This window comes from Teichococcus aerophilus (assembly GCF_014490485.1).
In the GTDB taxonomy this organism is placed as follows: domain Bacteria; phylum Pseudomonadota; class Alphaproteobacteria; order Acetobacterales; family Acetobacteraceae; genus Pseudoroseomonas; species Pseudoroseomonas aerophila.
On sequence record NZ_JACTVA010000032.1, the window covers coordinates 17,836 to 43,740 of the forward strand.

Consider the following 25,905-nt stretch of genomic DNA (forward strand, 5'->3'; position numbering starts at 1 on the left):
CTCATGTTACATTCAGTAAAGCCGTGATCTTGCTGATTTATCGTATAGGGTGCGCCCAACCATGGACCCGCTGGGGGGCGGAGGACGTGGCGAGGCTTGTTGCACTGCAGAGGGGGACCCCACGCCATGCCATTATTCCAGGGGCCTGAGGACTCGGCGGAACAGACCACGGGGCCGAGCCGCCGCAGCTTGTTGCAGATGGCCTTCGGCATGGTCGCGGCGGGCGCCGTGCTGCCCGGCGTGGCGGAGGCCGCCGTCACCGCCGCGCGGCTGCAGGCCGTATCCGGCACCGCCCGCCTCACACTGACATTGAACTCCGACGCAACCTGGCGGCTGACCGCCAATACCCGCCCGACCCAACTGGTGCTGCACCTGCCGGGCACCGTCTGGCGCGGCGGCACCCGGCTGGGCTCCGCCGGGCTGGTGCGCGGCGCCAACTGGAACAACCGCGCCAAGCAACTGGTGCTGACCCTCGGCGGACCGGTCAGCGTCGCCCGTGCCGAGGCGGCGGGGCGGCAGCTGATCCTGGAAATCGGCCCTGGCACCCAGGCCGGCTTCGCCCGGCTGGCGCGCGGCACCATTGCCCAGGGCAATGTCGGCTCCGGCGCCCCGGCCGTCGCGGCGCGGGACCTGCCGCTGGTGGTGCTGGACCCCGGCCATGGGGGCAAGGACCCGGGCACCATCGGCGTCACCGGCACGCATGAAAAGCGCATCACCCTGGCCGCCGCCACCGAGCTGAAGCGGCAGCTGGAGGCCACCGGCCGCTGCCGCGTTGCCATGACGCGGGCGCGCGACGTGTTCATCCCGCTGAACGGCCGGGTGGAGTTCGCCCGCAAGCGGCAGGCCACCCTGTTCATCTCCCTGCACGCGGACAGCGCCCCCGGGGCGCGCGGCGCCAGCGTCTACACCCTGTCGGACCGCGCGTCGGACAGCCTCTCCGCCGGGCTGGCGCAGCGGGAGAACCGGGCCGACCTGCGTGGCGGCCTCAGCCTGCCGCCGGTTTCGCCGGAGGTGGAGCGCATCCTGTTCAGCCTGGTGCGGCAGGAGACCCGCGCCGGGTCCGACCGCATCGCCACCACCATGGTCCGTTCCCTGGGCGGCGAGGTGCCCTTGCTGCCCAACACCCACCGGCAGGCCGCCTTCGCCGTGCTGAAGGCGCCGGACATCCCCAGCATCCTGGTGGAGATGGGCTTCCTGAGCGACCGGCGGGACGAAGCCGCCCTGCAACGCCCGGCCCACCGCGCGAAGGTGGCGAAGGCGCTGGCGGAAGGCATCCATGTCTGGCTGGCCCGGCAGCAGGCGTCGCTCGGCGGGCTGGGCTGAAGGCGGCGGGGGATAAGGGTGGGGGAGAGAACTTCCCCAAACCCCCACCTTTTTTCTTCGAGTTGGGGGTTTGGCGGTGGGGTCGACGGATGCGGGTTTTGCGGAAGCCTGAGAGCCGCGGAAGCAACGACCTAAATGCCGACGATGTCAGGCGGCCGCCGATTTAGCGGGCAAAGCTCGTTGTAACCCTCGCCTTGCGCAAGGCTCACGCGAACGTCGTAGAGTAATTAGGTCGCTTGCAGAGCCCTGCTCGCCAAGTGCCCGCCAGATATCAAGGGCCTACGCCCCCGATCCTCACAACCAGAAATTCGGAAAAAGAAAAGAAGGGGGCCTGGGGGAATTCCTTCCCCCAGCCTTCACACCCTCAGCCCATCTTCCCGTGGCAGTGCTTGTACTTCTTGCCCGAGCCGCAGGGGCAGTTCGCATTGCGCGGGGTGCGGTACCAGGTGGAGGGATCGGCCGGGTCGATCTCCTCGCCGCCCTGGGCCAGCGGGGCCGGCGCGTGGTCCCAGCCGGTGCCCTCGGCGCCGCCGGTCGCCATCGCGGCGGCATCGGCGAAGGCGGGGTCCGGGTGGCGCATGTCGGTCACGCGCACCGGCTCCGGCATCGGCGGCGGCGCGTTGGGCGAGAGCTCGATCCGCATCAGCAGGGAGGTCACGCGCTCCCGCAGCTCGTCCAGCAGCCCGTTGAACAGGTTGAAGGCTTCGCTCTTGTACTCGTTCAGCGGGTCCCGCTGCGCGTAGGCGCGCAGGCCGATGCCCTGGCGCAGGTGGTCCAGGTTGAGCAGGTGCTCCTTCCACACGGCGTCGAACACCTGCAGCAGCAGGGACTTCTCGACCATCCGCATCAGGTCGGGGCCGACATTGGCGGCGCGGGCGGCGGCGGCCTGGTCGGCGGCCTGCTGGAGGCGCTCCCGCACCTGCACCTCGTCGATGCCTTCTTCCCGCGCCCAGTCGGCCACGGGCAGGTCCAGGCCCAGCGTCTCGTTCACCTGCCGCTGCAGGCCCTCGACATTCCACTGGTCGGGGTAGGCGTTCTCGGGGATGGCGCGGGCGACCATGGCGTCCACGGTCTCGCGGCGCATTTCCTCGATGGTCTCGGAGACGTCCTGCGCCTGCATGAAGGCGCGGCGCTGGGCGTACACTTCCTTGCGCTGGTCGTTCATGACGTCGTCGTATTTCAGCAGGTTCTTGCGCGTGTCGAAGTTCCGCGCCTCGACCTTCTTCTGTGCCTTCTCCAGCGCCCGGTTGATCCAGGGGTGGATGATGGCCTCGCCTTCCTTCAGTCCCAGCTTCTCCAGCATCCCGCCCATGCGGTCGGAGCCGAAGATGCGCATCAGGTCGTCTTCCAGGGAGAGGAAGAAGCGGCTAGCGCCCGGGTCGCCCTGGCGGCCGGAGCGGCCGCGCAGCTGGTTGTCGATACGGCGGCTCTCATGCCGCTCCGTGCCGATGACGAAGAGGCCGCCGGCCTCCTTCACGATCTTCTCGGCCGGCTTCACCTGCTCGCGGATGGCGGCGACATGCGCCTCCCACTCCGGGCCCTCATGCGGGCCGGCGAAGCTGGCCTCGGCCATCATCTCGACATTGCCGCCGAGTTTGATGTCGGTACCGCGGCCAGCCATGTTGGTGGCGATGGTCACGGCGCCGGGCTGGCCGGCCTGGGCGACGATGCCGGCCTCCTGCTCATGGTAGCGGGCGTTCAGCACCTTGTGGGGCACGCCCTGCTTCTTCAGCAGCTCGGAGATCAGCTCGGACTTCTCGATGCTGGTGGTGCCGACCAGCACGGGCTGGTTGCGCGCCTGGGCTTCCTTCACCAGCACCGCCACCGCCTCGTATTTCTCGCGGGCGGAGCGGTAGACCTCGTCATCGCTATCGGCGCGTATGACAGGGACGTTGGTGGGGATGGCCACCACTTCCAGCTTGTAGATCTCGGCGAACTCGTCCGCCTCGGTCGCCGCCGTGCCGGTCATGCCAGACAGCTTGGGGTACATGCGGAAGTAGTTCTGGAAGGTGATGGAGGCGAGCGTCTGGTTCTCGGGCTGGACCTCGACGCCTTCCTTGGCCTCCAGAGCCTGGTGCAGGCCGTCCGAGTAGCGGCGGCCTTCCATCATGCGGCCGGTGAACTCGTCGATGATGACGAGCTTGCCCTCGCGGTTGACGATGTAGTCGACATCCCGGGCGAACAGCACATGCGCCCGCAGCGCCTGGTTGGTGTGGTGCACCAGGGAGATGTTGTGGCTGTCGTAGAGGTTGCCCTCTTCCAGCAGCCCGGCGTCGCGCAGCATCTGCTCGACCGTCTCGGCCCCCGCCTCGGTCAAGGAGGCGGAGCGCTGCTTCTCGTCCTTCTCATAGGTCTCTTTGTCCTGCACCAGCTGGCGGACGACGACGTCCACGTTGCGGTACAGCTCGGAACTATCGTCCGAGGGGCCGGAGATGATGAGCGGGGTGCGCGCCTCGTCCACCAGGATCGAGTCGACCTCGTCGACGATGGCGTAGGCGAAGTCGCGCTGGACCATCTCGTCCAGACGGTACTTCATGTTGTCCCGCAGGTAGTCGAAGCCGAATTCGTTGTTGGTGCCGTAGGTGACGTCGGCGGCGTAGGCTTCCCGCCGCTCCTCGTCCGTCAGGCCGTGCACCACGCAGCCGGTGGTCAGGCCGAGCCAGCCATAGAGGCGGCCCATCTGCTCGCTGTCTCGCTTGGCGAGATAGTCGTTGACGGTGACGACGTGCACGCCCTTGGCCGGCAGCGCGTTGAGGTACACCGCCAGGGTGGCGACGAGGGTCTTGCCCTCGCCCGTCTTCATCTCGGCGATGCGGCCGGAGTGGAGCACTTGGCCGCCGATCATCTGCACATCGAAGTGGCGCATGCCCAGCACGCGCTTGCTGGCCTCCCGCACCGTGGCGAAGGCTTCGGGCAGCAGGTCGTCCAGCGTCTCGCCCTGGGAGAGACGCTCGCGGAAGCGGGTGGTCTGGGCCTGCAGTTCCTCGTCCGGCATGGCGGCCAGCTTGGGCTCGAAGCCGGCGATGGCGGACAGGCGGGCATTGAACTGCTTCAGCACGCGGTCATTGGCGGTGCCGAAGACGGCGCGGGCAAGGCGGGCGAACATGGTGCTTCGAGTCTCTCCGAGAGCGCCCCCAACCCCTTCCCCGGTGGTGCGAGTGATATCCAGGGCGCGCCGGGCCTTGGATAAGGTCCCGCCGACATCCATCGACCCATGGGGGCGGGCTACAGGCTGCGTCACGCGCACAGATAGGGGTGAGGCAGGCCAGGGTCAACGAAGCGTGGCGAATGGGGGGAGAGGCATTGACTTTTTTCTTATTATAGGAATATAATCCATATCAGGAGGTGCCCTATGACACTTGTTCCTGTAACGGAAGCCAGTTTGAAGCGCGCCATGCGGGACCCGCGCTATTGGCAGGCCGGCCACCCCGAGCGGAATGACTATGTCAGGTGGGTTACCGGCGGTTGGGACAGCCTGGGTGCCGCCGCGCCCGGGGGCCGGATGAGTCAAGGCATGGTGTTCGTCCGCGCCTATGAACGGACGCGCGGCGGCAAGTCCCACCATGTTTCGGCCCATCAGCGTGGCACCGTGTCCGGTCGAGGTGGCGTCCAATTGGCCATGTCGGGCGCGGACCCTGTCTTTGGCGGCTCAGTGCTGGGTCAGAGGCCATTATTGTTGGGGCCACCGATAGGCACCCGGCCCGCCCTGCCACGCCCGCCGGTGCGGAGCATCCCCGCCCGCCCTGGAGTCCGTGCCGATACGCGGCGCGGCAGCCTTGGTGCGCGCGGGTGGTACAATACGATCCCGGAGCAGCCCGGCGAAGGTGAAGCCGCTGATGCAGGCAAGGATGCCGCATCCACCGAGCCGTTGCTGCCCTCACCGCCGACGGTCGAGGAACTGGCGGCGCAGACACCGCGCATTCCACGCCGGGGGCGCATTAAAAATCCAGCCACCGAGCATACGCCCCAGTATGACCGGGGCGGCGGGGTTACCCAGCGTGATGCCGATCTGCAGGCATTGCGACCTGGTCCCGGCCGGCCCGATCCTCGTAGGCCTGAGGTGATATCCCACCCATTGCCTGATGGCCGAACAGCTGTGATCCGTAGGGCAACACGCCGGCAGGAGGATATCACGCTCGAGATTCAGGACCATGCGGCGCGCGAAGCTGGCCGAAATCCCGCAGTAGCAACGCACAAATTCCGTTATGGAGTGACACCTTGATGGCCCAGCTTCCCAGTTATTGCGATGAACAGCACTTGCCCCAGCATGTCCAACGCGCTGGCGAGGCGGACGAGGAACGCCGTCTGGGCCAGTTGGCCTGGGAAATGGTGGAAATCTGGACGTCTCCCCCGCCGATCAATGCGACGGAGACCGGCTTCTCCGCGGAGTGGCTGCGCCATAAGGGCTGGCAGGTCGCGCACATGGAAGATCCTATGAAAAGCGAGGAACGCGCCGGCCTGTTCGCCGCTCTGTCGGCACGTGGCCATCAGCAGCTTCTGCTGACCGGCGTTTCTCCCGATCTCCAGGAGTTGACGGCCGTCTGGAGCATGCCGCTGGAGGAACGCCCGATGGATGGCATTCTGGCGCTTTATCCTTACTCACCGACCATCGTCTTCACACCGGAGCGGGACTTCGCGCTGCTGATGGACGGCGAGAACATCGCGACCCTCGCCGCGCCACCGGCTTTCCTGCGCGAGGCACTCGGCGACCTCGCCCAGGCCGAACGCTACTTTATCGAGGAAGTGGTGGAGGAATACGAGGAATCGGAGAGGGGTCGCACCTTCATCCGGGCGTTCCTGTCGCGCTACGCCGAATTCAAGGCGTCATAGGCGGCACGGCTGTCCCGGCACCCCCTGTGCCGGGAACGCCTCTAGAAGGTTCCCTGGCTATGAATGAGACTCTGCCCCGCACCGACTTCGACGGCTTGAAGAATGATTCTACCATTCTCCTCGCTGGTACAGAGGACGAACAGCGCCGCCTCAGTCTGATAGCTTGGGAGGCCATGGAAGTCTGGGGTCCGCCCGGGAGAGAAGCCTGGACCCGCATTTCTTCCAAATGGTTGGCTGAGAACCGCTGGCGGGTCGGCCTTGGCGGCTACGTCATCCCCCACAATGCGCTTTCGATCGAGCAAGCTATCCGTGCCCGTGGGCACCGAAGTATCCTGGCCACACAGGTGGATGGCCGGTTGCTTCGCCCCTCTGCCGTTTGGCGCCTGCCGGTCGATCTGGCCGATATGGACCATGTACGACAAAATCATTTCGGAGCCGCAGTCCTGTTCTTTACGGAAGAGCGCGATTTCCTGATCCATTGCGACGGAGACGAGTCTACCGCCTATGCCGGCCCGCCTGACTTTGTAAATGCCGCCATGCAGTCCTGGCTGGGACCCGACCCGGAGAAGCCGGACCTCCTGCCCGCGCCCAGCATTCAGGCCGCAACCGAGAATATGTTGGAAACCATGCGAGAAACCCTTTCCGGCTCGGAGGGAGGGCAGTTTCAAGCAGCCGAGTTCGAGCGCCACCATCGCCCGTTCCTGGCCTGACGGCACGCCCGGTCCTCACTACTTGCCCCGGCTACCACGATGCCGGGGCGGACCATCCGGCCTTCCCTAGCGCCGAATTGCCCTTGGGCCAGCCCTGCGCCATCTTGCGGCTCCCCCGCCGCGAAGGCACATGCCCGTTATGCGCTCATCCGCCCTCCTCCTCCCGTTCCTCCTTCTGGCCACGCCCGGCCTGGCCCAGGCTCCGGCCCAGCCGCCCGCGGCGACGCCGGCCCCCGCCACGCCCGGTACGCCAGCCCCGGCCACCGCCCAGCCGGCCGAGGCCGATCCGGTGGTGGCGCGCGTCGATGGCGCCGAGATCCGCCGCAGCGACGTCACGGCCACCATCGCCCAGTTGCCGCCGGAGCTGCGCGCGGCGCCGGAGGCCATGCTGTTCCCGTTGGTGGTGGACCAGTTGGTGACGCAGCAGGCGCTGGTCGCCGCCGCCCGCGCCCAGAAGCTGAACGAGGACCCGGAGGTGCAGGCCCGCATCCGCCGCGCCGAGGACCAGGAATTGCAGCAGGCGCTGCTGCGGCGTGAGATCGCGCCCCTGCTGACCGAGGAAGCGCTGCGCGCCCGCTACCAGCGCGACATCGCCGGCAAGCCGGGCGAGGAGGAAATCCACGCCCGCCACATCCTGGTCGCCAGCGAGGACGAGGCGAAGAAGGTGCTGGCCGAGGTGCGCCGCCCGGGCGCCGACTTCGCCGCCATCGCCCGCACCCGCTCCACTGGCCCCGGCACCGAGCAGGGCGGCGATCTGGGCTTCTTCAAGAAGGGCGACATGGTGCCCGAGTTCGCCGAGGCCGCCTTCGCCCTGCAGACCGGCCAGATCAGCGAGCCGGTGCGCAGCGCCTTCGGCTGGCACGTGATCAAGGTGGAGGAGCGCCGCACCGCCGCCGCGCCGACCTTCGAGGAAAGCGCCGAGCAGCTGCGCCAGGCAGCGTTCGAGGAAGCGGTGAACGCCACCGTCACCCGCATCTCCGCCGCCGCGAAGGTGGAGCGCTTCAACGAGGACGGCAGCCCGCGGGCCGCCGCCCCGGCGCCGTCCCTGCTGGATGGCGCATCGCCGCCGCCGGCGCAGCCTAACCAGCGCCGCTGAGCAACCAGGGCGGGGGCCTCGACGGGCCCCCGCCTTTTCTTTATGCGCTGTCCCCCTCGGGGGCCTCCCGCCTCCGCTTCGATCTGAGGACTATGGCCCATGGCCGGTAAGGACCTGCCCGTCTCCCCCCTCGCCATCGCGCTGCCGCCGGTGCCGCCGATCGCCGGTGTGCGCCTTGGCGTCGCCGCCGCCGGCATCCGCTACAAGGGGCGCGCGGACCTGACGGTGATGGAATTCGCCCCAGGCACCACCGTCGCCGGCGTGTTCACCCGCAACAAGTGCCCCGGCGCGCCGATCGACTGGTGCCGCGCGGCGCTGAAGGGCGGCAAGGCGCGTGCCCTGGTGGTGAATGCCGGCAACGCCAACGTCTTCACCGGCAAGCTGGGCCGTGATGCCGTGCAGGCCACCGCCGCCGCCGCCGCCGAGCTGGTCGGGTGCAAGGCGAAGGAGGTGTTCCTGGCCTCGACCGGCGTGATCGGGGAGCCGCTGCCGCATGAAAAGCTGACGGCCGCCCTGCCCGCCCTGCACGCCAAGCTAACCGACAATGCCTGGGCCGATGCCGCCCGCGGCATCATGACCACCGACACCTTCCCCAAGGCCTGCGTCCGCACGGCAATGATCGGCGATACGGAAGTCACCATCGCCGGCATCGCTAAGGGCAGCGGCATGGTGGCGCCGGACATGGCGACGATGCTGTGCTTCATCGCCACCGATGCCAAGATCCCGGCGGCGGCGCTGCAGGCCGCGCTGGCCAAGGGCACCGACGCCAGCTTCAACCGCACCACGGTGGATTCCGACACCTCGACCAGCGACACGGTGCTGGTGTTTGCCACCGGCCAGGCCAAGCACCCCCGCGTGCCGGCCGAGGGCGGGCCGATGCTGCGCGGCTTCGTCAAGGCGCTGCACGAGTTGCTGCTGGACCTGGCGCTGCAGGTGGTGCGGGATGGCGAGGGCGCGCAGAAATTCATCCGCATCGACGTGACGGGCGCGACCACCACGCGCTCGGCGCAGAAGATCGCCATGGCCATCGCCAACTCGCCGCTGGTCAAGACCGCCATCGCGGGCGAGGACGCGAACTGGGGCCGCATCGTCATGGCCGTAGGCAAGGCGGGCGAGCCGGCGGACCGGGACAAGCTCTCGGTCGCCGTCGGCGGCACCTGGATGGCGAAGGATGGCGGCGTCGTGCCGGGCTATGACGAGACACCGGTCGTCGCCCACATGAAGGGCAAGGAGATCGAGATCACCGTCGATATCGGTCTCGGCAAGGGCAAGGGCACTGCCTGGACCTGCGACCTGACGCACGGCTACATCGACATCAACGGCAGCTATCGCAGCTGAAAATGGCCGCGGGGAGCATCGGCTGTACCAGCCGATGCTCCCCGCAATTTCAGGATCTTTGCCCCGCGCCTGGCGGCGAAAATTCCTTCAAGCATGATGCGCTCACATTCGTTCACGCACCACGCTCCAGGCCTCTGTTGGGCCGCGTAATTCAGGCTCTTCGGTGATCCCGCCTCAAGCCATCACGCTCTAGCGGTGGACGTGGGTGTCGCCCGACATCGCGCGGCTCAGCGGCACCAACTGCCACAGGGCAGACAGGCCGACCAGGACGTAGACGAGGCGCGACAGGCCGCTGCCGGCCCCGAACAGGGCGGCGACCAGGTCGAACTGGAAGAGGCCGACGAGCCCCCAGTTCAGTCCGCCGACGATCAGCAGAATCAGTGTGATGATATTGATGGCCTTCATGGCGAGCTTCTCTCGGAATGAGTGGGCCAGCAGGCGCTGGATAGTGGCTGAACCCGCGCTGGGCCATCGAGTTCCAAATTAATCGAAACATGCGGCAATACTGATCCGCAGTGTCGCCCGGATGCGACAGAATAACCCCGCAACGCGCAAGTCTCTCAGGGTTTCCCCGCCCGGATCACATCATTTCAGGAACCGGGCGCGGGCATCGTTTCCCATCTGTCCCAAGCATGACTTGGCCCGATGGCGAAGCTGGCACGGCCATTCTGGCAAAGAGGCTGTGAAGCGCCGCGGAACTTAGCAGCCAGGAGCGTGGCTTTTATCGCCGCGCTTTTCATGACCTGAGCGCTATCGAAATATTTCCTTCGCGATCGCCTGCCATGATAGCGTCATCTTCCCCCCCCGTCGGAACAGGTAGGACCGATGCATTGCCAGCTGAGATGGACGAGCCGCAACGGCGCCCTGCGCGGCGAGCGCCATATCTTCGACGCCTATGAGGACGCGATGACCGAAGTCGCTTCCGCCGTTCCCCGGCTTGACCAGGGCGATGTGCTGGAGCTGACCTCGAATGGTAAGGTGATGCTGAGTCTCAGGTGCGAAAAGGCCCCCGCCCGCACCGACGCCTGAAGCCCGCCGACCATTCCCGCCTGAACCGCACCTGAAGCGTGGAGCGTGATCTGTTCACAGAACACGCTCCAGGCCTTCTCTGAGGCCACGCGCCTCGCGCCTTCCGGTGAAATCCTCCTCAGGCGATCACGCCCCTCGCGGGCGGGAAGCCGCTCAGACGACGCCGTGGCGGCCCATTTCCAGGAACTTCTCCCGCCGGCGCGCCCGCAGCGTGCCGGCATCCTGCTCCAGCAGCGGCTCCAGGCTGGACCAGACCTTGTCCGCCACCGCCTTCACCGTCGCGTCGGTATCCCGGTGCGCACCGCCCAGCGGTTCCGCCACCACGCTGTCGATCAGCGCGAGGCGGGAGAGGTCCTGCGCCGTCAGCTTCAGCGCATCGGCCGCCGTGCTGGCCTGGGCGGCGTCACGCCACAGGATGCTGGCGCAGCCTTCCGGGCTGATCACCGAATAGATCGAATGCTCCAGCATCAACACCCGGTCCGCCGCCGCCAGCGCGATGGCGCCGCCCGAGCCGCCCTCACCGATGATGGTGGCGACGAAGGGCACCGGCGCGTCCAACCCGGCCTCGATGGAGCGGGCAATGGCCTCTGCCTGGCCGCGCGCCTCGGCCTCGATGCCCGGAAAGGCGCCGGATGTATCGACGAAGGAGAGGATGGGCAGGCCGAAGCGCCCGGCCAGCTCGATCAGCCGGCGCGCCTTGCGGTAGCCTTCCGGCTTGGCCATGCCGAAATTGTGCTTCACCCGGCTTTCGGTGTCCGAGCCCTTCTCGGTCCCCAACACCATCACGGAATGGCCGCGGAAGCGCCCCATGCCGCCGATGACGGCGGCGTCGTCGCCAAAGGCGCGGTCCCCGGCCAGCGGGGTGAATTCCTCGATCAGCGCGTTCACGTAGGTCAGGCACTTGGGCCGGTCCGGGTGGCGGGCCACCTGGGCCTTCTGCCACGGCGTCAGCTTGGCGTAGGTGCTGGCCAGCAGCTTGTCCGCCTTGGCCTGCAGGTTGCCCACTTCCTCGGCCACGTCGATGCCACCGGCATCGGTGGTCCGCCGCAACTCCTCGATCTTGCCTTCCAGCTCGGCCAGGGGCTTTTCGAAGTCCAGGAAGTGACGCATCTCGATTCCGTCTTGTGCGATGCCGCGATAGCCGGGCGGGAGGCGCCTGCCCTACCGCACCCGGCGGATGAATGCCAGCCCGTCAGGCCAGAGGTGCCGCTTCCGCCGGCCGGGCCAGCGGGTGGTGCTCCTCCACCAGCGCCTTCAGCCGCTCCTCCAGCACCCGGGTGTAGATCTGCACGGTGGCGATGTCGGAATGGCCCAGCAGCATCTGCAGGCTGCGCAAATCGGCGCCACCTTCCAGCAGGTGGGTGGCAAAGGAATGCCGCAGCACATGCGGGCTGACCCGCGCCGGCTCCAGCCCCGCCGCCAGCGCCGCCTGCGTCACCAGCAGGGACAGCCCCTGCCGCGTCAGGTGCCCGGTGGCCGCATGGGAGGGGAACAGCCACTTGGAGGGCTTCTTCGGGTCCTGCAGCCCCAGCGCGGCGGCGCGGGCGCGGGCCGAGATCGGCACCAGGCGCTCCTTGCCCCCCTTGCCCTTCACCATCACCAGCGGCGCCTCGGCCGAGAGGGCGGTGACGGGCAGGCCGACCAGCTCGCTGGCCCGCAGGCCGGAGCAGTACAGCAGCTCCAGCGCCGCCAGGGCCACCGGGCCGCGCTTGCCCGGCAGGGTGGCGGCGGCATCCAGCAGCGTCACCACCTCCTCCCGCCGCAGCGCCTTGGGCAGCGGCGCGGGCAGGCGGGGGCTGTCCAGCAGCTCGGTCGGGTCGTCGGCGCGCACGCCCTCGCGCACCAGGAAGCGGTGGAACTGCCGCAGCGCGGATAGCCGGCGGGCGGCGGTGCGGGGGGAGAGCCCCTGGTCGGTCAGCCCGGCGATGTAGCGGCGCAGCAGCTCCGGCCCCGCGGCGCTCAATGCCACGCCACCGCCCCGCCGCTTCGCGAAGCCGGCGAAGTCGTTCAGGTCGGCTTCATAGGCGGCCAGGGTGTTGCGGGCGGCGCCACGCTCGGCCGCCAGCATTTCCAGGAAGGCTTCCAGATGGCGGTCCAACGGAAGCGCCCCGCCTCAGCGCGTGGTGAAGCGCTCGTTGGGCAGGGTGCGCTCCACCGGCTGCTGCGTGGCCGGCGGCGGGAAGGCGCCGATGACGAGCAGGCCGCCCACGAGCGCGAGCAGCAGGACCAGGACGAGGAGAAGCAGGGGGCGTCGGAACATGGCGGCCGGATGATCCTCGCGCGCGGGCGGCGGCGCCACGCGGATGGGGTTGGCTGCGCACCGCGCAGCGGGACGTTCATTGCGCACCGCGCGGAAGGATGCTGCGCGGGACGCCTAAGGTGGCCTGCCCATCGCGCCGGAATCGGGGGCGGGATGCGCAGTCGGGCTGTAGCTTCCAGCGCTACGCGCCGGGACCGCGCTGTGCTACCGTCCGCCCTTGTGTCACGCAACCTCGGCTTTGCCATCGTTCCGCCTGCCGTTTCTCCGGCGCCCGCGCCCACCGCCCCGATGGCGGCGGCGCCCATGACCATGCCCGCTTCCCCGGGTGAGGGCTTTACCGCCGGGCGGGCCTTCACGGTGGTGCTGGTGGGCATGCCGGGGGCTGGCAAGACCTCGGTCGGCCGCCGGCTGGCCCAGCGCCTCGGCCTGCCGTTCAAGGATGCGGACAGCGAGATCGAGGCCGCGGCCGGGCAGCCCATCACCGAGATCTTCGCCCGCTATGGGGAGGCGCATTTCCGCGAGGGCGAGCGCCGCGTCATCGGCCGCATCCTGGAAGGGCCGCCCGTGGTGCTGGCCACCGGCGGTGGCGCCTTCAACGACCCCGAGACCCGCGCGGCGGTGAAGGCCAACGGAGCCGCCGCCATCTGGCTGCGCGCCAGCATGCAGACCCTGCTGCGCCGCGTCTCCGGCCGTGCCACCCGGCCGATGTTCCTGAATGCCGACCCGGTCGAGGTGCTGACCCGCCTGATGACCGCCCGCCACCCGATCTATGCCGAGGCCGATATCGTGATCGACTGCCTGGACGACGAAGGCCCCGAGACCACCACGGACAAGGTGGCCGCCGCCGTCGGCAGCTGGGGCCCGCCGGCCCGCCTGCCGGTGCAGCTGGGCGATCGTGGCTACGACATCCTGGTCGGCGCCGGGCTGGTCTCCCGCGCCGGGGCGTTGATCGCGCCCGTGCTGGCGGCGAAGCGCGTGGCCATCGTCACCGATGCCAGTGTCGGCCCGCTGCATCTCGGCACGCTGCGCGCCGGGCTGGAATCGGCGGGTATCGAGATCCGCGCCACCGTGACCGTGCCGGCCGGCGAGGCCAGCAAGAGCGTCGCCAGCCTTGCCACGGTGCTGGAGGCGCTGATGGAAGCGGGCGTCGACCGGCAGACCACGGTGGTGGCGCTGGGCGGCGGCGTGGTGGGCGACTTGGCGGGCTTCGCGGCCGCCACTGCCCTGCGCGGCCTGCCCTTCATCCAGATCCCCACCACGCTGCTGGCGCAGGTGGACAGTTCGGTCGGCGGCAAGACCGGCATCAACCTGAAGGCAGGCAAGAACCTGGCCGGTGCCTTCCACCAGCCGCGCATGGTGCTGGCCGATACCGGCGTGCTCTCCACCCTGCCGGTACGGGAGCTCCGCGCCGGCTATGCCGAGGTGGCCAAGCACGGCCTGCTGCACGGTGCGATGTGGGAATGGTGCGAGGGCTTCGGGGCCCGCGCCGTGGCCGGCGACGCCGCCGCCCTGCGCCACGCGGTGCTGGAGAGCTGCCGCCTGAAGGCCGGCGTCGTCGCCGCCGATGAGCGGGAGGAAAGCGCCGAGGGCGGCCGCGCCCTGCTGAACCTGGGCCACACCTTCGGCCACGCGATCGAGGCCGAGTGTGGCTATGACGGCACGCTGCTGCATGGAGAAGGTGTCGCCATCGGCCTCGGCCTCGCCGCCCGCCTCTCCGCCCGCCTGGGCTATTGCGACGCGGCGTTGGCGGCGCGGGTGGAGGCGCACATGGCCTCTGTCGGCCTGCCTGCACGCATCCGGGACCTGCCGCGCGGCTTCACGGTGGAAGCACTGATGGGACGGATGCGGAAGGATAAGAAGGCACGGGACGGCGGTCTGCGCTTCGTGCTGCTGCGCGCGCCCGGCGATGTCTTCACCGCCGGCGACGTACCGGCCGCGACAGTCGAGGCGCTGCTGCGGGAAGAGGGCTGCACCGGCTGATGGCGGCGCCGGGGGGGGCTACCCTCCCCTGCGGGCACTGAGGGCCGATCGGCAGGGCGTGTGAAGCAGGAAGACCGGGGAAGGAATTCCCCGGACCCCATCTTTTTCCTGCACGTTTTTGCGGCGTGGCTGGAAACGTCAGGCTTTTTTAACCCGGGGCGGGGTCGCGTTGAGGGTTAAAAGGCTGTTTCAGAAGTCTGCTGGCTGAAAGCGCGGTCGGGCTGTTTCGCGCCGGCGCGGAGACTTCTGGCATGGAAAGGGACCGCCAGGGCCGACCCGGCAGGGTCTTGAAACAGTCTCTTATGGGTTTTGGCGACGGACGGCTGGGCCCGCGATGTGCCGCGTGGCTCTACCTTCCGGCCTTGCAGCACGACGCCAGCTGACAGAAAAAAGATGGGGTTTCAGGGGAATTCCTTCCCCTGACCTTCCTCCTTCCCTTCCCGCCTGAGCCCGGTATCGACCTATTCCCGGCTGAAGAACGCCGAGAGGAAGCGGCGCAGGCCGGAACGCTGGTCTACTGGCTCCACCTCCACCGGCCGGGGCTCGGCCGGCGGGCCCATGCGGCGATGGATGGCCTGCACGCGGGCATCGTGCGGCAGAGCGGCGGCGGCATCGGCGGCCACGTGGCGCGCTTCGTCCAGCCGGCCGGTGCGCTCCAGCGACCGGGCGAGGCCGATATGGGCGGCGCCGTTGCCTGGCGCGTGCTCCACCGCGATGCGGAAGTGCTCCTCCGCTTCGGCGGGCTGGCCCAGTACCAGCAGCAATTGGCCCAGCCAGGTGCGGTTGCCGGCATCGTGGGGCGCCAGCGGCAGCGTCTGCTTCACCAGTTCCACCGCATCGGCCTGCCGGCCATAGGCGCCGAGCACGTGGCTCTTGCCGATCAGCGCGCCGACATGATCCGGCATCTGGCTGAGCACGATGTTGAACTGGGTCTCGGCATCCTCCAGCCGGGCGAAGTTCAGCAGCATGAAGCCCAGGTGGATATGCAGGGCGGCATCGCCGGGCGCCTCGCGGATGCCCTGCTCGGCAATCGCCAGCGCCTCGTCCCGCTTGCCCTTGCCACCCAGCACCAGGCTGAGGCCCTGGTAGACGTGCTGAATGTCCTTCCGCAGCGCCAGGGAGGCGCGGAAGGGCTCCTCCGCCATGTCGCCCTCGCCCATCCCGATCAGGATGTGGCCGATCTGTGCCAGCACCACCGCGTCGTTGCCGTGCACCTCGGTCAGGTGGAGCACCATGCGGTGCGCCTCGCCCTTACGGCCCTTGCTGACCATGCGGCTGATGGTGCCGCTGAGGATGTGCATCACCTCGTGCTCACGGGTGCTGCGGTGCAGGCCGATCTGCTCGGCGCGGTCCCATAGCCGGGCGGCCAGGTGGTAGCGGCCGCGGATGAAGGCGTTGACGCCGACGCGGAAGAACCATTGCGGGCTGTGGTGGCGCCGGTCCCGCATGGAATGGGACAGCGCGGCCATGTCGGCCGCCAGCACCATCCCCATCACCTTCTGCAGGAACTCGGTCTCCGCCAGCAGCCAGATCGAGGCATGGCCGACGAAGGGCGTGCGCAGCCAGTGGATGCCGAGTTCCGGCGCCGCCAGCAGCGTGGCGTTGACGCGGTCGTCCTCCATGTAGGGGTCGGCCAGCATGACGGCGAATTCCGGCGCCTCGTCCGCCGAGGGGCGCATGTTGGCGTGCAGGCCACGTTCGAAGAATTTGTGGAAGCGCTTGTCGGTCGGCACATCCACCGGATCGATCGAGGCCTGGGGGCAGACCGAGAGGACGCGGGTGATACCCAGCAGCCGGGCGTATTTCAGCGCGGCGTAGCCACCCATGCTGTAGCCATAGGCCAGCGCCTGCGTGCCCCCCAGTGCCGCGCGCACCGCGGGCGCGGCACGCTGGACGGCGGCGGCGGGGAACCAGTTCTCCCGCTTCGCGACGAAGCCGATGACGGGCAGGCCGAGGCGTGCGGCCGGCTCCTGACCCCACACGGCATGGCCGTCGGGGCGGAAGGTCAGTTCAGCGAAAGTGACGAGGGTGAAGGGCGGCAGCGCCATGGCCACCCCCGCCGGCGCGGGCCGGTGGATGACCAAGATCTCCGCATCCTCGTACAGGATGCGTGGGGCCGGCGGTTCCTCCGGCAACGCGGGCTCAGGCGCCACGGGCAGGTTTCCCGGCCTCGGCCGGCGTCAGCAGGCGCAGGGAAAGGGCATGCAGCCCAGCGCCGAACTCGGGCTCCAGCGCCGCGTGCACGGCGCGGGAGCGGGCGACGCGGGACAGGCCCTCGAAGGCAGGCGTCACGATGCGGACCGTATAGTGCGTCTGGCCACCAGGCCGGGCGCCGGCATGGCCGGCATGCTGATGGCTGTCATCCTGAACATCAATCTCGGCAGGTGAGAAGGTTTGGGTAAGAACAGTAAGGATACGGTCGGCGCGGATCGTCATGGGCGCTCTTTTCCACGGCACCGGGGGGTTGCCAAGCGAAAGCTGCGGCATCTGCCGCCTTGCGGGGACATGCATCCGCGATCATAAGACGTCAAATGGCCCGACGCGGCGAACGTCTCAGATCCGACAAATCCCCACCCACCGGGCCGCGCTGCGACGCCCCCGGTTGCGAGGCTGTGGGTGAATTCCGTGCACCGCGGGACCGTTCCCGCCTGCGCGACTACTATCATTTTTGCCTGGAGCATGTCCGCGCCTACAATCAGGCATGGGACTACTACAAGGGCATGTCGTCCGACGAGATTGAGACCAATCTCCGCAGCGACTCCGGCTGGCAGCGGCCGACCTGGCCGCTGGGCCGCCTCGGCGGTGCCAACAAGCTGAACCCGGAGATCTTCCGGGACCCGCTCGGCCTGTTCGGCCAAGCCCCGCCGACCCCGCGCAAAAGCGCCAAGGAAGCGCCGCCGGAGCTGCGCGCGGCGCTGGACATGCTCGGCCTCGGCTGGCCGTTGGAAGACACCGCGCTGCGGGCCCGGTACAAGGAGCTGGCGAAGCGCTATCATCCCGACGCGAACGGGGGAGACCGCTCCTCCGAAGAGAAGCTGAAGGACATTAATCGTGCCTACAGCCTGCTGAAGAAACGGCTGGCTACCCCGCGCGCGGATGACTCCGCCGCCGACCCGACGGCCGCCGCGGCGGCTTCCAGTAGGGCAGCCTGACCGCCGCCCCACACGCGACACGAAGATCCGAGAGCAAAGCCCGATGAGCAAGGTCGCCACCCTTTCCGAACCCCGCAGCACCGCCGCGATCAACATGCCGGACATCACGGTGAAGGTGCGCGAGGTCTTCGGTATCGACAGCGACCTGGAGGTCCCCGCCTTCTCGGTGACCACGGAGCATGTGCCTGAGAAGGACCCGACCTACCAGTTCGACCGCGAGACCACGCTGGCGATCCTGGCCGGCTTCGCCTTCAACCGGCGCGTCATGGTCCAGGGCTACCACGGCACCGGCAAGTCCACGCATATCGAGCAGGTAGCCTCGCGCCTCAACTGGCCCTGCATCCGCGTCAACCTGGACAGCCACATCAGCCGTATCGACCTGATCGGCAAGGACGCCATCGTCCTGAAGGACGGCAAGCAGGTCACGGAGTTCCGCGAAGGCATCCTGCCCTGGGCGCTGCAGCACCCCTGCGCCATGGTGTTCGACGAGTATGACGCCGGCCGCCCGGACGTGATGTTCGTCATCCAGCGCGTGCTGGAGGTCGAGGGCAAGCTGACGCTGCTGGACCAGAACAAGGTGATCCGCCCGCACCCGGCCTTCCGCCTGTTCGCCACGGCGAACACCGTGGGCCTGGGCGACACCACCGGCCTCTATCACGGCACGCAGCAGATCAACCAGGGCCAGATGGACCGCTGGAACATCGTGGCGACGCTGAACTACCTGCCGCACGCGCAGGAGAGCAGCATCGTCGCCGCCAAGCTGGGCATCAAGGCCGACGACGTGGCCGGCAAGAAGCGTATCGAGGCGATGGTGGCCCTGGCCGACCTGACCCGCGCGGGCTTTATCGCCGGTGACATCTCCACCGTCATGTCGCCCCGCACCGTCATCACCTGGGCGGAGAACACCCGCATCTTCGGCGATGTCGGCTTCGCCTTCCGCCTGACCTTCCTGAACAAGTGCGACGAGGCCGAGCGTTCCACGGTGGCCGAGTACTACCAGCGCTGCTTCAACGAGGAGATCCCGACCGGCCTGCTCGTCAAGAAGGGCTGACCGGTATGCCGGGAGGGGGAGACGCCCCCTCCCGGCCAAGGTTTCGTTGCGGCGGCGGGAGTAGAGAGTGATGAGCGGCACCAAGGACCAGACGCGCCAGGAAGAATTCAAGCGCGCGACGGCGGGCGCACTCCGCGCCATTGCCCGCAATGCCGAGGTCCAGGTGGCCTACCAGCCCGGCCCGTCCGGCCTGGCCGGCAAGCGGGCGCGTCTGCCGCTACCCACCCGTTCCCTACCCCCCGCCGAGATGGCGCGGCTGCGCGGCGCCGCCGATGCCATTGCGCTGCGCCTGCGCCACCATGACGAGGCCGCCCACGCCGCCCGCACCCCCCAGCGTCGGGAGGCCAAGGAGGTCTTCGACGCGCTGGAGCAGGCGCGGGTGGAAGTCGTCGGCAGCCAGTTCATGCCCGGCGTCGCCGCCAACCTGGATGCCCGCCTCGCCGAGACCTGCGAGGCCGAGGGCTACGACCGCATGACCCGCAAGGACCAGTTGCCGCTGCCGGCGGCGCTGTCCCTGCTGGCGCGCGAACGCCTTTCCGGCCACCCGGCACCCGCAGCCGCCCAACGCGTGCTGGATCTGTGGCGGGACACGCTGGGCGAGAAGGCCGACACCGCCCTGGCCGAGATGGCCGCCGCGCGCGACAGCCAGGCCGAGTTCGCCCGCGCCGCCCGCAAGTTGCTGACCGCGCTCGATCTCGCCGAGGCCGAGGTGGAAGCGGAGTCCGAGGAGGAATCCGAGGGCGAGGATGGCGGCGAGTCCAGCCCGCAGCAGGACAGCTCCACCGAGGGCGAGAGCGAGTCGCAGGAAAGCGAATCCACCCTTGGCGCCCAGCCCGAGTCGATGCAGGGCGAGGCGTCCGAGGAAGAGGGTGAATCCGAGGAAGAGGAAGGCGTCGCAGCCGAGGGCGAGGACCGCCCGGGTGGGCCACAGCAGCGCAAGGATGTCGCGCCCTCCGACGATGCCTCCATCTACCGCGCCTTCACCAAACAGTTCGACGAGGAAGTGGACGCCGCCGACCTCTGCGATGCCGAGGAACTGGCACGGCTGCGCCAGCAGCTGGACCAGCAGCTCAGCCATCTGCAGGGCGTCGTCTCTAAGCTCGCCAACCGGCTGCAGCGCCGCCTGCTGGCGCAGCAGCAGCGCGCCTGGGAGTTCGACCTGGAGGAGGGCATGCTCGATGCCGCGCGGCTCGCGCGCATCGTCATCAACCCGATGCTCTCCCTCTCCTACAAGCGGGAGCGGGAGGCGGATTTCCGCGATACCGTCGTCACGCTGCTGATTGACAATTCCGGTTCCATGCGCGGCCGGCCGATCTCGGTGGCCGCCATGTGCTGCGATATTCTCGCCCGCACGCTGGAGCGGTGCTCGGTGAAGGTGGAGATCCTGGGCTTCACCACCCGCGCCTGGAAGGGCGGCCAGTCGCGCGAGCGCTGGGTGCAGGAGGGCAAGCCCCGCAACCCGGGCCGCCTGAACGACCTACGCCACGTCGTCTATAAATCCGCCGACGCGCCCTGGCGCCGGGCCCGCAAGAACCTCGGCCTGATGCTGCGCGAGGGGCTGCTGAAGGAAAACATCGACGGCGAGGCGCTGGACTGGTCCTACCGCCGCCTGCTGGCACGGCCGGAAAAGCGCCGCATCCTGATGGTGGTCAGCGATGGCGCGCCCGTCGATGACAGCACGCTGTCGGTGAACCCGGGCAATTACCTGGAGCGGCACCTGCGCAAGGTCATCCACGATATCGAGGGCCGCAACATCGTCGAGCTGATCGCCATCGGCATCGGCCATGACGTGACGCGCTACTACCGCCGTGCCGTGACGATCGTGGATGCCGAGGAGCTGGGTGGCACCATGATGAAGAAGCTGGCCGAACTGTTCGACGAGGACGCGGCCGCCGCCTTCCAGCGTGCCGCGGCCGAGCGCGCGCCCGCACTCATCTGACCCGCCCGCCACCTTCCGCGCCGCCCCTCGGCGGCGCGGACCACGGCCCCGGGGTGATGCCTCCCGGTGGCGCCGGCCACGGCGAGCCCACCCCGCCCTTGCTCAAGCGCCTGGACGGCCCCCGGCGGCGGGACCTGCTGACCGTCCTGGGCGGCCTGCTGCTACCCGCTGTCGGCGGCCCGGCCGAGCCACCCGCCACCCCCCTGCCGCCGCTGGCGCTGCCGGCTTCCTCGCCCCTGGTGTCCCTGGGCGGGCTGCTGCTCAACCGCGCCGCCATTGGCTTCGGCGGCCTCTCCGGCCTGCATATCGATGCGGAGCTGACGCTGACTTCGGTCAGCGACCTTGGCTACTGGCTACAGGCCCGGCTGGTGCTGGACGATGCGGGTGGCCCACGGGCGCTGGAGGCGGTGCGCACCGGCGGGCTGTCGGACGGGCTGGTCTTCGGCTTGCCCGGCAAGGTGGCCAACGATGCCGAGTCTCTGGCGCGGATGCCGGACGGCACCTGGCTGGTTGGCTTCGAGCGCTGGCACCGCATCCGCGCCTATGACGACCCGGCCGGCTGGGGCCGCCCGGCGCCCTCCCCGTCCGGGTTGCGGGACATGCCGCTGAATGCGGGGCTGGAGAGCCTGGCGGTGCTCACCGATGGCCGCTTTCTGGCGATCAGCGAGGGGCTGAAGCAGGATGGCGACGACCTGCTGCGCGGCTGGGTCGGCCATCCCGGCGCCTGGGTCCCCATCTCCTACCGCGTCTCCCACGGCTTCGTGCCGACCGATGCCACGCCGCTGCCGGATGGTGGCGCGCTGGTGATGGAACGGCGCTTCAACATCTGGGACCCCGGCTTCAGCGGCCGGCTGAAGCGGCTGCCCGCCGCCGCCCTGGCCAGCCCCCGCCCCGGTGCCATCCTGGAGCCTGAGACGCTGCTGGAGGCCATCGAGCTGCCGCGCGAGAACTGGGAAGGGGTGAGCACCTTCCCCTGGCGTGGGCGGCAACTTGTGGCCCTGCTGACCGATGACAACGAGCTGTTCCTGCAGAAGGGGCTGCTGCTGCTGTTTGCCTTCCGCTCGGGCGGATGAGCGTTTCGCCGGGGCTAAAGGCCGGGGAAGGAATTCCCCGGACCCCTTCTTTTTTTCTGCGAGTCTTTTTGGGCGACGCTGTGGGGATGTTAGCCTTATGTGGCTAGTCGCTGTTACAGATCACCCATAAGCCAATGACTTCATTCAGCATTATGGGTGCATCGGCGGGATAAAAATGCTTGAAATCAAATTCTTACGCGCGGGCCCATAACAGCTTCTAGAGCTGGGCCTCTGTGGAAGGCCGACGGCTCAGCCAGGGTGGTCCAGGATATTTAAATGGCTCCGCCGACCCGTCCGAAGCTCACCGCCAACTGACAGAAAAAAGATGGGGTTTCAGGGGAATTCATTCCCCTGACCTTACTCTCTGCATCCGAGCCGAACGTTCGATTGAAGCGTGGTCGCCCCGGCTAAGCCGCCTCTACCAGCCGTTCCCGCGGCAGGGTCAGCCAGGCGCGGGCGCCGATGCCGGGCACGGCTTCCAGCGTCAGGTCGCCGCCATGGGCGCGCAGCAGGTCCCGCGCCACGACCAGCCCCAGGCCAAGGCCGCGTGTGCCCTGCCCGACCGAGAGGCCGTTGAGATCCTCGGCGGTCTGCCCGGTGCCTTCGTCCTCCACTACGATAGCCACGCTGGTATCGGCGCGCACCAGCCGCAGCTCCACCGAGTCGCCATCCTTCGTGTTGCGGATGACGCGGGTCATCACCGGGCGCAGGGCGCCCAGCAGCGCTCGCCGGTCGGCGGCCAGGGTGACAGTGCGCAGTTCCGGCGCCACGCGCCAGGCGCGGCGGCCGGGCGTCAGGGCCTGGGCGATCTGGCCGATCACCTCGTCCAGCAGCGGGCCCAGAAGCGTTGCTTCCTCTTGCAGCACGCGTGGCCCGGCCTGGGTGGCCAGTAGGTCGGAGACATCGGCGGCAAGGCCCAGCAGGGCGCGTGCACGGCCTTCCAGGGCCGGGGTGCCAGGTTTGCTGGTGCCCGGCTTGCTGGCGGCGGGGGGCTCCGGCGCCGTGGCATGGCCCAGCAGGGCCAGGCCGTGGCCCTGCATCTCCTGCGCCAGCAGGCCCAGGTAGCGCCCACGGGCTTCCAGCTCCTGCTCCGCCTGGCGGGCACGCGCTTCCACCTGGCGGCGCTCCAGCAGGAAGGAGGCGGAGACAAGGGCGCAGGCGGTGAGGAGGCCTCCCCCGAGCAGCAATGGCGGCAGCAGCGATTCCATGCTGCTCATGCTGTGGGATAGCGATGAAGGAAGGCTTAAGGGCGGCCCCGATCATTGAGACGCGCAAGACAACGTGAAACGGACGATGCCATGAAAAAGGGCGCCTCCCCTGCGGGAAGCGCCCTTTTCGAACTCAGCCGGTCAGACCGGGCTTAGGCGGCAGCGGCGGCCGAAGCAGCCTTCTTCGCCTGGGCGCGCTGGATGCGGCGCTTCAGAACCTGCGCCTCGACCGGCAGGTTGCGGTTCGGGGTCGTGATCAGGAACGAGTCCAGGCCGCCATTATGCTCAATGGTGCGGATGCCATTGGTGGACAGGCGGATCTGGATCGAGGTGCCCAGCACGTCCGAGAAGAACGACGTCTCCTGCAGGTTCGGCAGGAAGCGACGACGGGTCTTGTTGTTGGCGTGGCTGACGTTGTTGCCAGCCTGGACGCCCTTACCGGTGATCGCGCAACGGCGAGCCATGGCACTACCCTTTGTATGCAGCAGGCTGGGCACGCATGGCCACTCGCCTAACAGTGTGGAAATCAGAGGGCGGCGTATGGCCCGCCCTCCCGCCAGAGTCAAGGATTCGGGTGAGGAAGCTCAGCCATTCCCCGCCGTCGGCGGCGCGGATTGGCGCAATTCGTCCAGTTCACCCGATTCGACCGAGGCCAGAGCACTGCGGAGCACATTGGCGATGGCCTGGTCCTTCATGCTGCGGGCCATCAGCCCCAGCGCGCCGCCCAGCAACGCGGAAGCGACCGAGATCGGGGCGATCTTCTGCTCGATCATGTATTCGATGGCCTTGTCCACCACCGAACCAGCGTGGCTCAAATCCTCGGGGGCCATCCCCTGCGGGTCGAGTTGCATGCGATGCCTCCAGAGATACGGACCGGTCACATAGTCAGTGCGGGGCGCGGGGGAAACCCCTCCCGCGCCCTGCCGTGATCCTCCCGGCCGGTTACGGGCGGGCGGGCATCACCGCGCCGGTCGGCATGTCCGGCGCCACGCCGGCCGCCATGGCCGCCGCCTGGGCCGCCGCGGCTGCCTCCGCCGCCGCCACGGCCTCGGACTGCCGGCGCCACATCTGGGCATAGAGGCCGTCCTCCGCCATCAGGGCGGTGTGGCTGCCACGCTCGGCGATGCGGCCATCCTGCAGCACGATGATCTCGTCCGCCTCCACCACGGTGGAGAGGCGGTGGGCGATGACCAGCGTGGTCCGCCCGGCCGAGACGCCGCGCAGCGCCGCCTGGATGTCCTGCTCCGTACGGGTGTCCAGCGCGCTGGTGGCCTCGTCCAGGATCAGGATGCGCGGGTCCTTCAGGATGGTGCGGGCGATGGCCACGCGCTGCTTCTCGCCGCCCGAGAGCTTCAGGCCGCGCTCGCCCACCTTGGTGTCGTAGCCATCCGGCAGGCGCAGCACGAAGTCATGCACCTGCGCCAGCTTCGCCGCCTGCTCCACCTCAGCGTCCGAGGCGCCGGGGCGGCCATAGGCGATGTTGTAGCGGATGGTGTCGTTGAACAGCACGGTGTCCTGCGGCACGACGCCGATGGCGTGGCGCAGGCTCTCCTGCGTCACGGACCGGATGTCGTGGCCGTCGATGCGGATCTGGCCCGACTGCGCGTCGTAGAAGCGGAACAGCAGGCGGGAGATGGTGGACTTGCCCGCCCCCGTCGGCCCGACGATGGCCAGCGTCTTGCCCGGCGGGATGCTGACGGAGATGCCCTTCAGGATGGTGCGGTCCGGCCGGTAGCCGAAGCGGATATCGTCCAGCTCCAGCGCGCCGGGGCCGGGCGGCAGGGCGATGGCGCCGGGGGCGTCGGCCACCTCCTTCTCCTGCCGCATCAGGGTGAACATGGCCTCCATGTCCGTCAGGCCCTGCTTCAGCTCCCGGTACACGAAGCCGAGGAAGTTCAGCGGCAGATAGAGCTGGATCAGGTAGGTGTTCACCAGCACGAAATCGCCCACCGTCATCCGGCCGCTGATGACGCCGCGCGCCGCCATCACCATCACCACCGTCAGGCCGACGGCGATGATCGCCGCCTGGCCCATGTTCAGCAGGTTCAGCGTGACCTCGGAGCGGATATAGGCACCCTCGTACCGCGCGAGGGAACCGTCGTAGCGGCGCTCCTCATGCTTCTCGTTGCCGAAATACTTGACCGTCTCGTAGTTCAGCAGGCTGTCGATGGCCTTGGTGTTGGCGTCCTGGTCCATCTCGTTCATCGCGCGGCGGAAGCGCAGCCGCCAGTCGGTGAACACCAGGGTGAAGGCGATGTAGAGGCCGATCGTCAGCAGTGTGGCGACGGCGAAGGTCCAGTCGAACATCCCCCACAGGATGAAGGCGACCAGCAGCACTTCCAGCAGCGTCGGGATGATGCTGAACAACATGAAGTCCAGCACGAAGTTGATGCCCTTCGTGCCGCGCTCGATGACGCGGGAGAGGCCGCCGGTCTGCCGGTCCAGGTGAAAGCGCAGGCTCAGCGCATGCAGGTGATGAAACACCTGCAGGGCGATGACGCGCGCCGCCCGCGCCTGCACCTTGACGAAGATCGCGTCCCGCAACTCGGCGAAGGAGGAGGAGGCGACGCGCAGCAGGCCGTAGCCCACCACCAGCGCCACCGGGAGCGCGACGATGGCGGCGACGCCCTGCTGCGGCGTCAGCGCATCGACCGCACGGGCATAGACGATCGGCACCAGCACGTTGGCGCCCTTCGCCACCAGCATCAGCACCAGGGCGATGACGACGCGGACACGCAGCTCCGTCTGGTTCTTCGGCCAGAGATAGGGGGCGAGGGTTCTTAAGGTGGAGGCATGCCCGCGCTCCCGCGCAGGCGTGGCTTTGGGCTCGGCAGACAAAGGGGGGCACTCCGGATTAGTCGGTTGCCGGTTACATGGCGGTACCGGCGCTGGCTGACAATGCGGCCGGCACGCGGG

At 68.6% G+C, this 25,905-nt stretch carries 22 protein-coding genes; 11 read left to right on the top strand and 11 right to left on the bottom strand.

What is annotated here, in order from left to right:
• The first annotated feature begins 126 nt into the window (after nt 1-126).
• Nucleotides 127-1,323 (top strand): N-acetylmuramoyl-L-alanine amidase family protein, encoded by a 1,197-nt coding sequence (locus tag IBL26_RS16320; RefSeq protein WP_187785570.1) that lies wholly within the window; start codon nt 127-129, stop codon nt 1,321-1,323.
• 364 nt (nt 1,324-1,687) lie between these two features.
• Here IBL26_RS16320 and secA read toward each other — a convergent pair whose 3' ends face one another.
• Complete coding sequence (gene secA, locus IBL26_RS16325) at nt 1,688-4,429, bottom strand: preprotein translocase subunit SecA (protein ID WP_187785571.1); 2,742 nt, start codon at nt 4,427-4,429, stop codon at nt 1,688-1,690.
• Between the two features lie 1,115 nt (nt 4,430-5,544).
• Here secA and IBL26_RS16330 point away from each other — a divergent pair.
• The 4 genes from IBL26_RS16330 (at nt 5,545) to argJ (ending at nt 9,297) form a co-directional block, all read left to right on the top strand.
• Nucleotides 5,545-6,153 carry a hypothetical protein gene (locus IBL26_RS16330; RefSeq protein ID WP_187785572.1) on the top strand — a complete coding sequence of 203 codons (609 nt, stop codon included), beginning with the start codon at nt 5,545-5,547 and terminating at the stop codon, nt 6,151-6,153.
• Between the two features lie 59 nt (nt 6,154-6,212).
• Nucleotides 6,213-6,863: a hypothetical protein gene (locus IBL26_RS16335; RefSeq protein ID WP_187785573.1), complete on the top strand. Its 651-nt coding sequence runs from the start codon at nt 6,213-6,215 to the stop codon at nt 6,861-6,863.
• A 139-nt stretch (nt 6,864-7,002) separates the two neighbouring features.
• Nucleotides 7,003-7,959: a peptidylprolyl isomerase gene (locus tag IBL26_RS16340; protein ID WP_241749457.1), complete on the top strand. Its 957-nt coding sequence runs from the start codon at nt 7,003-7,005 to the stop codon at nt 7,957-7,959.
• Nucleotides 7,960-8,058: 99 nt separating this feature from the next.
• A complete protein-coding gene (gene argJ, locus IBL26_RS16345) occupies nt 8,059-9,297 on the top strand; it encodes a bifunctional glutamate N-acetyltransferase/amino-acid acetyltransferase ArgJ (RefSeq protein WP_187785575.1) in 1,239 nt (412 codons plus the stop codon).
• Between the two features lie 189 nt (nt 9,298-9,486).
• Here the strand turns inward: argJ and IBL26_RS16350 are convergent, their stop codons facing one another.
• Nucleotides 9,487-9,702: a DUF378 domain-containing protein gene (locus IBL26_RS16350; protein WP_187785576.1), complete on the bottom strand. Its 216-nt coding sequence runs from the start codon at nt 9,700-9,702 to the stop codon at nt 9,487-9,489.
• 420 nt (nt 9,703-10,122) lie between these two features.
• Between IBL26_RS16350 and IBL26_RS16355 the strand changes: the two genes are divergently transcribed.
• The gene (locus tag IBL26_RS16355; RefSeq protein ID WP_187785577.1) at nt 10,123-10,326 is read left to right on the top strand and encodes a hypothetical protein; all 204 of its coding nucleotides are present in this window, start codon (nt 10,123-10,125) and stop codon (nt 10,324-10,326) included.
• A gap of 153 nt (nt 10,327-10,479) precedes the next feature.
• On the opposite strand, the gene IBL26_RS16360 is transcribed toward IBL26_RS16355, so the two are convergent.
• The 3 genes from IBL26_RS16360 to IBL26_RS16370 form a co-directional block, all read right to left on the bottom strand.
• A complete protein-coding gene (locus tag IBL26_RS16360) occupies nt 10,480-11,436 on the bottom strand; it encodes an acetyl-CoA carboxylase carboxyltransferase subunit alpha (RefSeq protein ID WP_187785578.1) in 957 nt (318 codons plus the stop codon).
• A gap of 82 nt (nt 11,437-11,518) precedes the next feature.
• A complete protein-coding gene (locus IBL26_RS16365) occupies nt 11,519-12,424 on the bottom strand; it encodes a site-specific tyrosine recombinase XerD (RefSeq protein WP_187785579.1) in 906 nt (301 codons plus the stop codon).
• Nucleotides 12,425-12,439: 15 nt separating this feature from the next.
• Nucleotides 12,440-12,586, bottom strand: a complete 147-nt coding sequence (locus tag IBL26_RS16370) for a hypothetical protein (RefSeq protein WP_187785580.1) — start codon at nt 12,584-12,586, stop codon at nt 12,440-12,442.
• A gap of 303 nt (nt 12,587-12,889) precedes the next feature.
• On the opposite strand from IBL26_RS16370, the gene aroB reads away from it, so the two are divergent.
• Nucleotides 12,890-14,566, top strand: a complete 1,677-nt coding sequence (gene aroB / locus IBL26_RS16375) for a 3-dehydroquinate synthase (RefSeq protein WP_241749460.1) — start codon at nt 12,890-12,892, stop codon at nt 14,564-14,566.
• A gap of 461 nt (nt 14,567-15,027) precedes the next feature.
• Here aroB and IBL26_RS26130 read toward each other — a convergent pair whose 3' ends face one another.
• Both IBL26_RS26130 and IBL26_RS16385 read right to left on the bottom strand, forming a co-directional pair.
• Complete coding sequence (locus IBL26_RS26130; RefSeq protein WP_187785582.1) at nt 15,028-16,719, bottom strand: tetratricopeptide repeat protein; 1,692 nt, start codon at nt 16,717-16,719, stop codon at nt 15,028-15,030.
• Nucleotides 16,709-17,002 (bottom strand): BolA family protein, encoded by a 294-nt coding sequence (locus IBL26_RS16385; protein ID WP_187785583.1) that lies wholly within the window; start codon nt 17,000-17,002, stop codon nt 16,709-16,711. The genes IBL26_RS26130 and IBL26_RS16385 overlap by 11 nt, the downstream gene beginning before the upstream one ends.
• 176 nt (nt 17,003-17,178) lie before the next feature.
• Between IBL26_RS16385 and IBL26_RS16390 the strand changes: the two genes are divergently transcribed.
• The 4 genes from IBL26_RS16390 to IBL26_RS16405 all read left to right on the top strand — a co-directional run bounded on the left by IBL26_RS16390 (nt 17,179) and on the right by IBL26_RS16405 (nt 21,781).
• Nucleotides 17,179-17,718, top strand: coding sequence for a J domain-containing protein (locus IBL26_RS16390; RefSeq protein ID WP_367615449.1), 540 nt, complete (start codon nt 17,179-17,181; stop codon nt 17,716-17,718).
• Between the two features lie 43 nt (nt 17,719-17,761).
• Nucleotides 17,762-18,769 carry a cobaltochelatase subunit CobS gene (gene cobS / locus IBL26_RS16395; RefSeq protein ID WP_187785585.1) on the top strand — a complete coding sequence of 336 codons (1,008 nt, stop codon included), beginning with the start codon at nt 17,762-17,764 and terminating at the stop codon, nt 18,767-18,769.
• A 70-nt stretch (nt 18,770-18,839) separates the two neighbouring features.
• Nucleotides 18,840-20,708: a cobaltochelatase subunit CobT gene (gene cobT, locus IBL26_RS16400; protein ID WP_187785586.1), complete on the top strand. Its 1,869-nt coding sequence runs from the start codon at nt 18,840-18,842 to the stop codon at nt 20,706-20,708.
• Nucleotides 20,709-20,806: 98 nt separating this feature from the next.
• Nucleotides 20,807-21,781 (top strand): esterase-like activity of phytase family protein, encoded by a 975-nt coding sequence (locus tag IBL26_RS16405; protein WP_187785587.1) that lies wholly within the window; start codon nt 20,807-20,809, stop codon nt 21,779-21,781.
• 407 nt (nt 21,782-22,188) lie between these two features.
• On the opposite strand, the gene IBL26_RS16410 is transcribed toward IBL26_RS16405, so the two are convergent.
• The 4 genes from IBL26_RS16410 to IBL26_RS16425 all read right to left on the bottom strand — a co-directional run bounded on the left by IBL26_RS16410 (nt 22,189) and on the right by IBL26_RS16425 (nt 25,827).
• Nucleotides 22,189-22,989 carry a sensor histidine kinase gene (locus IBL26_RS16410; protein WP_187785588.1) on the bottom strand — a complete coding sequence of 267 codons (801 nt, stop codon included), beginning with the start codon at nt 22,987-22,989 and terminating at the stop codon, nt 22,189-22,191.
• Nucleotides 22,990-23,141: 152 nt separating this feature from the next.
• Nucleotides 23,142-23,453 (bottom strand): 50S ribosomal protein L28, encoded by a 312-nt coding sequence (gene rpmB / locus IBL26_RS16415; protein ID WP_187785589.1) that lies wholly within the window; start codon nt 23,451-23,453, stop codon nt 23,142-23,144.
• A gap of 120 nt (nt 23,454-23,573) precedes the next feature.
• Entirely contained in the window at nt 23,574-23,840 is a 267-nt protein-coding gene (locus tag IBL26_RS16420) for a hypothetical protein (RefSeq protein WP_187785590.1), read from the bottom strand.
• 91 nt (nt 23,841-23,931) lie between these two features.
• Nucleotides 23,932-25,827 carry an ABCB family ABC transporter ATP-binding protein/permease gene (locus tag IBL26_RS16425; protein WP_187785591.1) on the bottom strand — a complete coding sequence of 632 codons (1,896 nt, stop codon included), beginning with the start codon at nt 25,825-25,827 and terminating at the stop codon, nt 23,932-23,934.
• Nucleotides 25,828-25,905: the final 78 nt, after the last annotated feature.